We start from the raw sequence: 12,388 nt of genomic DNA, 5'->3' as shown, positions 1-12,388 counted from the left end.
ATCTTCGGATGGCCGCTTTTTTGTATGATTCGGCTACATGAATGCATCAATTTTCGAGTTGTCCCGGCGCGCCGAGCAACTGGCGGGACAGCGGAACTGGGACGGGGCCCAGGCCCTCTACGAGGAAATCCTGGCTCGTCAGCCAGGACATCCGGGGGCGCTGGTCCAGCTTTCCTACATCGCGTCCCTGCAGGGAAAGTATCGATCGGCACACGACTATGCGTTGAAGGCTGCGGGTGCCAGGCCGAAGGATCTATCCGTTCTGGCGGAATTGGCAAAACGCCTGCGTACCTTCAACGAAGGCGAGGTCCTGCTGGATTGCCTGCGGAACCTGGGTAGCCCGGACCGTATTCCGATTCCGGTGCTCCTGGCCTTCGCCGCCCAGCTCAGCTACCTCAATCGCCAGGAGGACGCCCTGCGCCTGCTGGATGAAGCCAAGCGTGCGGATCCTGACTATCCCCCGACGTTGATGGCGCGCTCGCAGATCCTGACCTACCTGGGGCGATTCCAGGCCGCCGAGCAGGATCTGCAATACAGCCTGCGAAGGGCACCCGAAATTGCACATGCCTGGTGGCTGGTCTCCCGTCTGCGCAAGCAGAGCCGGGAAGCGAACCATGTGGATCGCCTGCGCCGCCTGCTGGCCACCCCCGGCAAGCGGCCCGAGGAGGTGGCGCTGCTGGCCTACGCGCTGCACAAGGAGCTGGATGACATCGGCGATATCGCCGGTGCCGGCGAGGCGCTGACGCTGGCCTGCCGGGCCAAGCGCTCCACCCTGAAGTACCAGAGCGAGGAGTCGGGTCGCCTGGTCGACGCGCTGATCGAACTCCCGCCGCCGGCCGGCCTGGCGCCATCCGCGGTCGCCGGCGACTCGAGCCGGATTCCGATCTTCATCGTCGGCATGCACCGCTCGGGGACGACCCTGCTGGAGCAGCTTCTGGATGGCCATGGCGATATCCACGGCGTCGGTGAGCTTTATGACTTCACCAGCCAGATGCGCTGGGCCACCGACTACCACTGCCGGGGCGTCATCGACGAGACCCTGGTGCGGAAGGCGGCGGCGGGCGTGGACTATGCGGCGGCGGGGCGGGGATATCTCCAGAAGATGGAGTGGCGGCTGGGGAAGGAGCGCTTCTTCACCGACAAGCTGCCGTCCAACTTCCTCAACATCGGTTTCATCTGCCAGGCGCTGCCGCAGGCCAGGATCCTGCACATGGTGCGGGATCCGGTGGAGACCTGTTTCTCCAACCTGCGCGAGTTGTTCTCCGACGCCAACCCCTATTCCTATGACCAGCAGGAACTGGCGTTCTACTACCGCCAGTACGAGCGCGTGATGGCGCACTGGCGGGCGGTGTACCCCGGGCGGGTGCTCGATGTCGACTATGGCCGGCTGACCCGGGATACCGAGACGGTATTGCGCGAGGTGGCGGATTTCTGCGGCTTCGACTTCGAGCCGGGCATGTTGGCGCTGCAGGAGCGGACGCGGGGGGTGGCCACGGCCAGCGCCGTGCAGGTGCGGGACCGGGTGGTGGCGCTGGAACGGCCCAAGTGGGCACCTTACGAGGATTACCTCCAGCCGCTCATACGCGGATTGAAGGCGGAAACCGCTTAAACCTTTCCCCGCGACGGCACATCCAAAGGGATATGCTGAACGCTGCCGTGACCGACCTGATGACCGACACGACCGCCCTGGCGGCCGCCGAGACCGATAACGGCCTGGTCCGGGCCGCCGTCGGCGGCGACATGCACGCCTTCGAAGCGATTTACCGCCGCCACGCCGGCCGCATCCATGGCGTCATCCAGCGCCTGGTGGGGGGGCAGGGCGTCCGCGCCGACGACCTGACCCAGGAAGCTTTCGTGCGCGCCTGGCAGGCGCTTCCGCAATTCCGTTTCGAAAGCGCCTTCAGCACCTGGCTGCATCGGCTGGCGGTCAATACCGCGCTGATGGAACTGCGTTCGCGTCGGGCGCAGCCGTTGTTCGATGAAGACGAGGATCGCCTGGACGATCTGGGCATGGCCGATTCCGCCGGCCACCACACCGCGCTGTCGCTGGATCTGGAACGGGCCGTGGCGACGCTGCCGCCCCGCGCACGCGCGGTGCTGGTGCTGTACGACGTGGAAGGCTGGAAACATGAAGAGATCGCCGGCGAACTGGGCATGGCGGTCGGAAGCTCCAAGGCGCAGTTGCATCGCGCCCGGCAGCTGTTGCGCGAAAGATTGGGAGTAGAAGCATGAACGAAGAAAACGACCGCCTGCGCTGGCAGCTGAAAGGGCTGCGCCAGGACACCCCGCCCACCCGGGATCTGTGGCCCGGGATCGCTGCCCGGATCGCGGAGCTGCCGCAGCCGGCGGAAACCGCGCCGGAACACCGGACGCAACCCGGCCGTCGGTTTCCGTGGACGAAGACGGCGACGCCGGCTGCGGGCACGACCCGCGTTCGCACCGGACCGCGCCGGCTGGTGCCTTGGGCGATGGCGGCCTCGATGCTGCTCACGGTCGGTTTCCTGTGGCAGGCCACGCATCTGGCACCACCGCAGGAACCCCTGATCCGGCGGGAAGCGGCGCAGTTGACCCGGGACTACCAAGGAGCGCTCGCGCAGATCCAGGGGGCCGAAGCCCATCCCGAACTCGGCGGCGCCCTGCAGGAACTTGATCGCAGCGCCGAGGAAATCCTCGCCGCGCTGGATCGCGCACCCAACACGCGCTTCCTGCTCGAGCAGCTGCGCCGTACCTATGCCAAGCGCCTGGCATTGACCCAGCGCGCGATGATGAGTTGACCAAGGAGCCTTCCATGCACATGTTCAGAACTTCCCTGCTGCTGCTGTCGCTGGTCACGGCATGTCCGGCCCTGGCCGGTACGCCCATCAACGAGAGCCGGTCGCTGGATCCGCGCGGACGCGTGGACGTCAGCAACGTGAAGGGACGCATCCAGGTCCGCACCTGGGATCGACCGGAGGTGAAGATCACCGGGACCCTGGGGGCCGGTGTCGAAAAGCTGGAGATCGACGGCGGCGGCGAGCACCTGAATGTCTCCGTCGAGTACCCGAACGGCGGCGGCTGGGGGGAGCGCCGCAGCGAACCCACCGATCTGCAGCTCATGGTGCCGCTGCGCGCGGACCTCGAGATCGATTCGGTGTCGGCCGACGTCGACGTCGAGGGCGTGGCGGCGGGTTCGCTGTCGATCGAATCGGTCAGCGGCCAGGTGGTGGCGGTGGGCGCCCCGCGGAGCGCGGACATCAGTTCGGTCAGCGGCGACGTCCGCCTGACCCTCAACAGCGCGGAAGTCGATGCCCAGACCGTGAGCGGCAGCCTGACCCTCAACGGACGCCTGAATGGCGAAGTCACCGTCGAGAGCGTCTCCGGCAACGTCAATGTCGCGGTCAAGGACGAGCGCCTGCGCGAGTTCAAGGCCAATACGGTCAGCGGCGATCTCCGGGTGAGCACCGGCGTGGCGCCCAAGGCGGAGTTCCACATGGAGACGGTCAGCGGCAACGTGCTGCTGGTCGTGCCGAAGAATCTGTCGGCCGAGGTCCGGGGCGAGACGTTCAGCGGTGATCTTCGGGCGCCTGGAGTGAAAGTCGAACGTGGTGCCGGGCCGGGTGCCAGTTTCCAGACCCGCTATGGCAGCGGCGACGGCGATATCAGCCTGGAGACCTTCTCCGGCAATGCGGAGCTGCGGTTCGAGTGAGGATTGGCGAAGCGCAGCAACAGAAAGGCCGCGGAAATCGCGGCCTTTTTTCTTTGCCCGGTTTTTTCACGGTGAAACACCGCGGTGATCTCTTTGAAACTCAGAGATCCTGCTCGTAGCGCACGTAGGGCACCGTGCCTTCATCGGCCTTGTCGTTGCTGAGCGAGAAGGGATTCTTGCCGCGGCTGATGACATTCTCCGCGCCGACGGTCAGCTGCCCGCTCCACGGCGTGCGCCAGGTGAAGCCCAGGCCCAGACCTTCCCATTTGCCCGGCTGGCCCGGCACATCGATCACGCGGCCGATGATGTTGGCGCTGAAGGGACCGTAGCCGCCGCCGACCGTGAAGGTCTTGCTGTTCCAGTGATCGGCGATGGCGGGTAGGTCCGAGGCCGGCACCAGGCGGGCCCGTGCGACGGCGCCGCCGATGGACACGAAGCCCTCGCGACCGATGTTCTTCTCGCCGAAGACCGCCAGATCGTTCTGCTCGACGCGACCGCCGGACACCTTGCCGCCGGACAGCCAGACGGGGAGGGTGTCGCGACCGGTGCCGGCTGACAGGCCGAGGCGGCCACCAGGACGGTTGAGGGTGGCGCCGGCGCTGATGCGCTGGCTGCCGCCGGTGGCGTCGTCGTTGTCCAGCGCCGCCAGCATGCAATGGCTGGCCAGGCTGCCGATGTTGCCGACGATGCCGCTCTGGCGGTTGCAGACCAGGCCGAGCGAGTCGCCGGCTTCCAAGCCGAAGGCCGCGCTGAGCGTATTGCTGCCGAAGCGCCAGCGCGCACCGGCGGCGGTTTCGCCGGTCGGTTCGAGCAGCAGCACCGCTTCGACCTTGCCGTTCGCGTTGTTCAGGATGGGGAGGGCGGTCGGCGCGGCGCGCTCGGACTTCTTCTGCTTGTTCTGCGCAGCCGCACCCGTTGCCACGCCAAGGGCGAGCAGAACGGCTAACGGTAGTCGCAGATGGCGCAGTTTCATGGCTCGCTTCAGACCCCGATCGTTGACACGGAGTTCCCCTCCCGAAGGGGAACCGATGCTATGCCGTTTATGTTTCTTTAACAAGTCCCCAAGACCCGCTGGTCCCCAAAATAACGCTACTGGAGCCTGGCAGGGGCCTCGATTCCGACCGACGGCAGGGCGAAAAGTTCCGTGACTTGACTGGCATTGAATTGGTATTTTTGCCCGCAGAACTCGCAGCGCACTTCCGCGATCCCCTCCATCAGCGCGGCCTGGGCTTCTTCCTCTCCCAACGACTGCAGCATGGCCGAAACCCGCTCGCGCGAGCAGGAGCAGCCGAAATGCAAAGGCCGCTCGGTCATCCGCTCGGGAGCCTCCTCGTGGAACAGGCGGTGGATGAGCAGGTGCGGCGGCGTGGCGAGCAGTTCGTCGTCCGACAGGGTGTCGAACAGCGCTCCGACCCGGTTCCAGCCGTCGGCATCGCCCTCGTCGCCGGGCAGTTTCTGCAGCATCAGCCCGGTCGCGCGCTGCCCGTCGCTGGCGAGCAGCAAACGGGTGGGCAACTGCTCGGACTGGCGGAAATAGTCTTCGAAGGCCTCGGCCAGCGATTCGGCGTCCAGTGACACGAGGCTCTGGTAGCGCTGGGGTTCGCGCGGGTCCAGCCCCGGGTTCTCGATGGTGATGGCCAACAGCGCATCGTCGCCCAGTTCGCGCAGATCGCGCGGGGCGTCGTGCCCCTCCTCGAGTTGTGCGATGCCGCGCAGGGTTCCCGCCGCGGTGCACTCGGCGAACAGGGTGCGCAGTGGTGCCCGGCTGCGAAGCTGGATCGACAGTCTGCCGTCGACCTTGGTGTGCCCGGTGAACAGCACCGCCGCGGCACAGGCTTCGCCCAACAGTCCTGCGGCGGCGGGCGGGTAGGCCTGGTGCGACAGCAATTCGCGCCAGGAGGCGTCGAGGTGGACGGTCACGCCGCGCACGCCGGCCCTGGGCAGCAGGAAACGGACCTGGGTGTCGTTGTCGGGGCTGGGATTCACGAAGTCTCCGGGGTGCGGGAAAACGGGCCGCATCGGCATAATGCGGTCTTGCGATGACGATGGGTGGATTGACGATGGGGGCGAACCCGGCCTTCCTCAAGACGGCGGGCCAGGATGCGAAGGCAATCCGGCGGCGACGCTGGAGGCGCTGGCTGCTGGCGCTGCCGTTCCTGTTCGCGACCGCCAGCGTGCTCCAGGTGCTGGTCCTGCGCTTTGTCGACCCGCCGCTGTCTGCGTTCATGGCCGCGCGCCAGATCGAAGCCTGGAGCGAAGGCGACTGGGGCTTCCGCCTCCAGCACGCCTGGCGTGATCTGGATCGGATCGCGCCGAGCCTGCCGCTGTCGGTGGTGGCCGCGGAGGATCAGAACTTCGCCGGTCACAATGGTTTCGATTTCAAGGCCATCGAGAAGGCCCGCGCCAGCAACGCCAAGGGACGCAGGCTGCGCGGCGCCAGCACGCTCAGCCAGCAGGTCGCCAAGAACCTGTTCCTGTGGCAGGGCAGCAACCGCGCCTCTCGCTGGGTGCGCAAGGGGTTCGAGGTCTGGTACACCCTGCTGATCGAAACCTTCTGGCCGAAGTCGCGGATCCTGGAAATGCACGTGAACATCGCCGAGTTCGGGGACGGTGTCTATGGCGCGCAGGCGGCGGCCCGCCACTACTGGGGCAAGGATGCATCGCGCCTGTCGCCGGCCGAAAGCGCGCGCCTGGCGGCGGTGCTGCCGGCGCCGCGCCGTTACAACGCTCGCAACCCCGGCCCCTATGTGCAGCGCCGGGCCAACTGGATCCAGCGCCAGGTGCGGCAGATCGGCGGCACGGCGTACATCGAGCAACTGGACTGAGCGGCCATGAGCGAGAATCTGCTGACCGTGGTGATTGCGGCGCGCAACGAGGCGGAGGCCCTGCCGCGGCTGCATCCCCGCATCGTCGCGACCCTGGACGGGATGGCCGGTGTCCGCGGACGGGTGCTCTACGTCGATGACGGCAGCACGGATGGCACCTGGGAAACCATGCGGCGGCTGGCGGCCGGAGACGGGCGGATATCGCTGCTGCGGCTGTCGCGCAACTTCGGCAAGGAAGCCGCGCTGACCGCCGGGCTGGATCAGGTAACCGAAGGCGCCGCGGTCATTCTCGACGCCGACGGGCAGGATCCGCCGGAGTTGATTCCCCGCTTCGTGGAGCTGTGGCGACAGGGCTACGACAACGTGCATGGCACCCGCATCGCACGCGAGGGCGAGGGCTGGATCAAGCGTTCGACGGCGCATGTGTTCTACCGGCTCATCGGCCGTCTTTCCAAGACCCCGATTCCGGCCGACACCGGCGATTTCCGTTTGCTTTCGCCACGCGCGCTGAAGGCGCTGCGCGACCTGCGCGAACGCCATCGTTTCATGAAAGGGCTGTTCGGATGGGTCGGCTACCGCCAGACCGCCATCGCCTACCGGCGCGAGCCACGCCTGGCGGGCGACAGCAATTTCGGCTTCTGGCGGTTGTGGAACTTCGCCCTGGAAGGCATCACCAGTTTCTCCACCGCACCCCTGCGGGCGGCGACCTATCTGGGCGTGCTGACCGCGCTGCTGGCGTTCCTGGCCGCGATCTGGGTGGTGGTCAAGGCGATGCTGTGGGGGGACAGGGTCGCCGGCTGGCCGACGATGATGACGGTCATCCTGTTCCTGGGCGGCGTGCAACTGGTGGCGCTGGGCATCATCGGCGAATACCTGGGCCGACTCTACGAGGAATCCAAGCAGCGTCCGCTGTATCTGGTGGACGAGTGGCAAGCCGGCGTGGCAGGAGTATCCTTGGACCAGCCCGATCGACCTTCCGATGGAGGCAGTCATGCGCACGGTACGCCAGCTGTTGGGGGCGAAGAGCCCTGAGGTTTTTGCGGTTTCTCCGGACGACTCGGTACTCGATGCCATCAAGCTGATGGCGCAGAAGAGCGTGGGCGCGGTACTGTCCATGCAGGGGGCGAGGCTGTGCGGCATCGTTTCCGAACGCGACTACGCGCGCAAGGTGGTGTTGCAGGGACGTTCCTCGGCCAATACGCCGGTCCGCGACATCATGACCAGCCGGGTCATCACGGTGGGGCCGGATGACACGGTCGATCGCTGCATGCAGATCGTCACCGAGCATCGCATCCGCCACTTGCCGGTGCTGGAAGGCGACCGGGTGGTGGGCGTGATTTCCATCGGTGATCTGGTCAAGGCGGTCATCGAGGACCAGCAACTGGAACTGGATCAGCTGCAGCGCTACATCGCGAGCTGAGGCTCAGCGCGCGTACGGGCCACCGCAACCGGCATCCTTGCCGGGGCCCAGTTCCAGCGTGGCCAGCAGCGCCGCGGGGGGCGCGATGCTGCCCAGCGCCAGGGCCGTGGCGCCACGCAATCCCAGGCGTTTGAAGTCGGGGCGGAACGACGGATCCCGGAACGTTCCGCCGACCACCAGCGGCGAGCGCAGGGCCAGCAGGCTGCGATCCTTGGGGCGGGGACGCAGTTCCAGATCCAGGGTTTCCTCCTTCAGGTTGATGTCGCCCTTGCCGACGATGAGCGTGTCGGTGGTATCGAACGCGAGTGTCCGTGCGTGCATCACGCCGTCCTGCACGGCGAAATCAGCGAACGCGCAGCGCACCGGCACGGTCTTGTCGCGGGTCAGCAGGAATTTGAGCGACTCGGCGATGTCCAGTCCCGCCAGTTCCATCAGCAGATTGCTGATCCGGCCCTTGCCCATGCCGATGGCGATGTCGCCATCGGCGCTGCCGAGGATGCGGGCGATCGAGTTGCCGGTGCCGGTGATGGCCAGGTCGCCACCGATGCGGCCGATGGCGGTGCGGGTGATCTCCGCATCCGGGAACAGCTCGCCGAGGTTGAGCCGGCGCACCGCGATGTCGGCGCGGGTGCGGATGGTGTCCGTGCGCGCGTCCATGCGGATGGTCGAGCGGATGTCGCCGTCGGCGACACCGAAATTGAGTGGATCCAGTTGCAGCAGTCCGCCGTCCAGGCGCAGGTGCGCGTCCATGTCGTCCAGGGGCAGTTTCGGCGCGTTGATGCGATGCGCCTTCCAGCGCACGTCCGCGTCCATCGCGCGCAGTTTCGCCAACTGGTAGGGGGTATCCGGAAGCACGCGCGCATCCGCGTGCTGTTGGGCCGCCTCGGCCTTCTGTTCGGCGTTGCTGGTTTCGGCGCCTCCCGTTTGCGGCGGGGCGCCCACGAAACCGGCCAGATCGTCGAAGTCGAGCCGGCGCGAAACCAGATCGGCCTTCAACAGCGGCCGCGCGCGGCCCACCGTCACGCTGGCCGAACCCCCGAGGTCGCTGTCGCCCACCTGGCCGGTGAAGCCGTCGTAGCGCCAGGTGTCGCCATCGCGGGTGAAGCGCCCGTCCAGCCGGTACGGTGGCGTGGGCGGAATGGCGATGCCGAGCAGCGGATACAGATCCTGCATGTCGCGTCCGGCCAGTTGGAGATTCAGATCGAAGCCCCGCAGGCGCAGAGGATCCAGCAGGCTGCCGCGCGCATGGGCGCGGGTGGCGCCGGCCTGCGCGCGCAGATCGATGCGATAGGGTTGGGTGTCGCGCAGCGCCAGTGGCGAGCCGGCATGTCCCCGCAGTTGGAACGGCTCGCCGCTCCAGCGACCGCCGCCACGAACGGCCACCGATGGCGCGCTTTCCGTTCCGCGTTGCGCCACGCTGTCCAGGCGGATGTCGATGTCGGTTTTCTCCGGCGCATCGAGATAACGCAGGCGGCCCTGGCGAACCCAGAGGCGATGGAAGCGGACGTCGGTCTTGCCGCTGGAACCGAAGTCCCAGTTGCCTTTTTCGCCGGGGCCGGTTTCCAGGCGCAGCGCAGGTTCGACCAGGCGGATTTCCGGAATGCGGACTTCCCCGCGCAACAGCGGCCAGATCGTGATGTCGAGTTCCGCGCGCCGTGCCGTGGCCATGGTCGGTTCTTTCGACCAGGTCGCGTTGCCGAAGCGCAGCGCGTCGCCGCGCACGGTGGTGATGCGTCCGAGATCCACGTCCAGATTGCCGCCAATCCGGAATTCGCGGCCCGTGCGTGCCTGGACCTGGCGTTCCAGCGGACCCTTGAACCAGTTCCAGTCGAACAGCAGGAACAGGATGATCAGGGTGGCAGCCACTCCCGCGAAGATGAGCCCGGTGCGGCGTGATGGCCGGGGCCAGCGGAATGGCGTCTTGCGGGCAGGGACGCGATTCATGCGTCCACTTAGCCAGCCCGGTTGTTCAGGCGGTGCGAAAGCCGGGTCAAGCCGGATTTCGCGGGTTCAGCCGGTGGATGGGGCGCTCAGGCGCCCGAGAGGCGAGGCCGCAGGACCTGTTCGGTGACGGCGATGAAATGGCAGACGCTGCCGGCGATCACGAACAGGTGCCAGATCGCGTGCGAATAGCGGATTGATTCGCGATGGTAGAAATACGTGCCCAGCGTATAGAAGAGGCCGCCGGCGAGCAGCCAGCCCAGGGTCCAGGCATCGAGCGAGGTGAGCATCGGCTTGATGGCCACCATCACCAGCCAGCCCATCGCGATGTAGATCAGCGTGGACAGCCGCTTGAAGCGACCGGTGTAGAAGAGTTTGAAGATCACGCCGGCGACCGCGAGCGTCCAGATCGCCGCGAACAGGCTCCAGCCCCACGGCCCGCGCAGGCCGATGAGGGTGAAGGGGGTATATGACCCGGCGATCAGCAGGTAGATCGCGCAGTGGTCGAACACCTTCAGCCGGCCCTTCGCGACCGGATGCTGGATGGCGTGATAGAGCGTGGACGCGGTGTACAGCAGCAACAGGGTCACGCCGAACACGATCGAGGCGCCGAGCTGCCAGCCGTCGCCGTAGATGGCGGCCAGGGTAATCAGCACCGCGCCGCCGGCGAGGGCGGCCATCGCGCCCAGTCCATGGGTCAGGGCGCTGGCGATTTCGTCACGGATGTGCGCGGCGCGCGGGTGGGGGTGTTCGGCGGTCATGCGCGGACGTTACCGCAATGCAGCAAGCGCTGCATCCATACGCCGCCCGTGCCTTCAGCATGGAGCCGGAAAACACGGGGGGAGCGAGGCGATCAGTCGACCGCTGCAACGTGCGCGTGTTCGCGGGTGGCCAGGAACTGCACGGCCGGCGCGCGTTCCTGCGCCAGTTGCAGGTTGACCCGCGTCGGCGCCAGATAGACCAGCTGCCCGGCCGCATCCAGCGCCAGGTTCATCGCGTTCTTGTCGCGGAACTCTTCCAGCTTCTTCGCGTCGTCACAGCGGATCCAGCGGGCGGTGGCGACGCTGACGTTCTCGAAGCTGGCGTCCACGCCGTACTCGTCCTTCAGGCGATAGGCGACCACGTCGAACTGCAGCACGCCGACCGCGCCGAGGATGAGGTCGTTGCTCATCAGCGGGCGGAAGAATTGGGTCGCGCCCTCCTCGCTGAGCTGGGCCAGGCCCTTCTGCAGCTGCTTGAGCTTGAGCGGATCCCGCAGGCGCGCGCGGCGGAACAGTTCCGGCGCGAAGTTGGGGATGCCGGTGAAGCCCAGTGATTCGCCCTCGGTGAAAGTGTCGCCGATGGAGATGGTGCCGTGGTTGTGGATGCCGATGACATCGCCCGGCCAGGCTTCTGCGGCGATCTCGCGATCGCTGGCCATGAAGGTCAGCGCGTTGGCGAGCTTGACCTCCTTGCCGTTGCGCACGTGGAAGGCCTTCATGCCGGCTTCGAAGCGGCCTGAACACACCCGCATGAACGCGACGCGATCGCGATGCTGCGGATCCATGTTGGCCTGGATCTTGAAGACGAAGCCGGTCAGCTTGTTCTCGGTCGGCTGCACGCTCCGGCCGGTGGTGGCGCGCGCCTGCGGCGAGGGCGCGTGCTCGACGAAGAAGTCCAGCAGCGGCTGCACGCCGAAGTTGTTCACCGCCGAGCCAAAGAACACCGGGGTCTGCCGGCCCTCGCGGTAGGCCTGCAGATCGAAGGAATGCGAGGCGCCCTGCACCAGCTCCAGTTCGTCGCGCAGGTTGGTCAGCATCTCGGTGCCGATGCGCGCTTCCAGCTGCGGATCGTCCAGCGAGGCGAAGATGGTCGAGTCCTGGCGGGTGAAGTTGCGGCCCTGCTCGTACAGGTGGACCTCGCCGGTCAGCAGGTGGACCACGCCCTTCAGGCGGCTGCCCATGCCGATCGGCCAGGTCACCGGCGCGCACTGGATGCCGAGCACGCGTTCGACTTCGTCGAGCAGGTCGATCGGCTCGCGGCCCTCGCGGTCGAGCTTGTTGATGAAGGTCATGATGGGGGTGTCGCGCAGGCGGCACACTTCCATCAGCTTGATGGTCCGCTCTTCCACGCCCTTGGCGACGTCGATCACCATCAGCGCGGAGTCGACCGCGGTCAGCACGCGATAGGTGTCCTCGCCGAAGTCGGCGTGGCCGGGCGTATCCAGCAGGTTGACGATCTTGTCTTCGTACGGGAACTGCATGACCGAGGAGGTCACCGAGATGCCGCGTTCCTTTTCCAGCGCCATCCAGTCGGACGTGGCGTGGCGGGCGGCCTTGCGACCCTTGACCGAACCGGCCATCTGGATCGCGCCGCCGAAAAGCAGCAGCTTTTCGGTCAGCGTGGTCTTGCCGGCGTCAGGGTGGGAAATGATGGCGAAGGTGCGGCGGCGCGCGGCTTCGGTTGCGACTTCGGACATGGCGACGGCGCCCGCGCGGGCGCTGGGAACAGGGGAAAGGAGGGCGATTATACCGGGTC

Annotated in this window: 12 protein-coding genes; 7 read left to right on the top strand and 5 right to left on the bottom strand. The window is 66.8% G+C overall.

The window, feature by feature from the left end:
- The first annotated feature begins 37 nt into the window (after positions 1-37).
- The 4 genes from AC3DEZ_RS15745 to AC3DEZ_RS15730 are packed head-to-tail and all read left to right on the top strand — an operon-like array spanning position 38 to position 3,685.
- Positions 38-1,609, top strand: coding sequence for a tetratricopeptide repeat-containing sulfotransferase family protein (locus AC3DEZ_RS15745; RefSeq protein WP_488389058.1), 1,572 nt, complete (start codon positions 38-40; stop codon positions 1,607-1,609).
- Between the two features lie 59 nt (positions 1,610-1,668).
- Entirely contained in the window at positions 1,669-2,232 is a 564-nt protein-coding gene (locus AC3DEZ_RS15740) for an RNA polymerase sigma factor (RefSeq protein WP_447105215.1), read from the top strand.
- Positions 2,229-2,774 (top strand): hypothetical protein, encoded by a 546-nt coding sequence (locus AC3DEZ_RS15735; protein ID WP_488389057.1) that lies wholly within the window; start codon positions 2,229-2,231, stop codon positions 2,772-2,774. The genes AC3DEZ_RS15740 and AC3DEZ_RS15735 overlap by 4 nt, the downstream gene beginning before the upstream one ends.
- A gap of 20 nt (positions 2,775-2,794) precedes the next feature.
- Complete coding sequence (locus AC3DEZ_RS15730; protein ID WP_488389056.1) at positions 2,795-3,685, top strand: DUF4097 family beta strand repeat-containing protein; 891 nt, start codon at positions 2,795-2,797, stop codon at positions 3,683-3,685.
- Positions 3,686-3,785: 100 nt separating this feature from the next.
- Here the strand turns inward: AC3DEZ_RS15730 and AC3DEZ_RS15725 are convergent, their stop codons facing one another.
- Complete coding sequence (locus tag AC3DEZ_RS15725; RefSeq protein WP_488389160.1) at positions 3,786-4,622, bottom strand: XOO1806 family protein; 837 nt, start codon at positions 4,620-4,622, stop codon at positions 3,786-3,788.
- A 152-nt stretch (positions 4,623-4,774) separates the two neighbouring features.
- Positions 4,775-5,704, bottom strand: coding sequence for an Hsp33 family molecular chaperone HslO (gene hslO / locus AC3DEZ_RS15720; RefSeq protein WP_488389055.1), 930 nt, complete (start codon positions 5,702-5,704; stop codon positions 4,775-4,777).
- Between the two features lie 41 nt (positions 5,705-5,745).
- On the opposite strand from hslO, the gene mtgA reads away from it, so the two are divergent.
- Genes mtgA through AC3DEZ_RS15705 form a run of 3 tightly spaced genes read left to right on the top strand, consistent with a single transcriptional unit; the run spans position 5,746 to position 7,930 of the window.
- Entirely contained in the window at positions 5,746-6,510 is a 765-nt protein-coding gene (gene mtgA, locus AC3DEZ_RS15715) for a monofunctional biosynthetic peptidoglycan transglycosylase (RefSeq protein ID WP_488389054.1), read from the top strand.
- 6 nt (positions 6,511-6,516) lie between these two features.
- The gene (locus AC3DEZ_RS15710) at positions 6,517-7,542 is read left to right on the top strand and encodes a glycosyltransferase family 2 protein (RefSeq protein WP_488389053.1); all 1,026 of its coding nucleotides are present in this window, start codon (positions 6,517-6,519) and stop codon (positions 7,540-7,542) included.
- Positions 7,502-7,930: a CBS domain-containing protein gene (locus tag AC3DEZ_RS15705; protein WP_447104866.1), complete on the top strand. Its 429-nt coding sequence runs from the start codon at positions 7,502-7,504 to the stop codon at positions 7,928-7,930. The genes AC3DEZ_RS15710 and AC3DEZ_RS15705 overlap by 41 nt, the downstream gene beginning before the upstream one ends.
- Before the next feature lie 3 nt (positions 7,931-7,933).
- Here the strand turns inward: AC3DEZ_RS15705 and AC3DEZ_RS15700 are convergent, their stop codons facing one another.
- From AC3DEZ_RS15700 to AC3DEZ_RS15690, 3 genes are all read right to left on the bottom strand, one after another.
- Positions 7,934-9,874 carry an AsmA family protein gene (locus AC3DEZ_RS15700; RefSeq protein WP_488389052.1) on the bottom strand — a complete coding sequence of 647 codons (1,941 nt, stop codon included), beginning with the start codon at positions 9,872-9,874 and terminating at the stop codon, positions 7,934-7,936.
- 86 nt (positions 9,875-9,960) lie between these two features.
- On the bottom strand, positions 9,961-10,632 hold the full coding sequence (gene trhA, locus AC3DEZ_RS15695) for a PAQR family membrane homeostasis protein TrhA (RefSeq protein WP_488389051.1): 672 nt from the start codon (positions 10,630-10,632) through the stop codon (positions 9,961-9,963).
- Between the two features lie 92 nt (positions 10,633-10,724).
- Positions 10,725-12,329, bottom strand: coding sequence for a peptide chain release factor 3 (locus AC3DEZ_RS15690; protein WP_447104869.1), 1,605 nt, complete (start codon positions 12,327-12,329; stop codon positions 10,725-10,727).
- Positions 12,330-12,388: the final 59 nt, after the last annotated feature.

This window comes from Pseudoxanthomonas sp. 134C1 (genome assembly GCF_057773065.1).
Note: the sequence above shows the minus strand (reverse complement) of the source record. Positions and strands in the feature narration are given on the sequence as shown.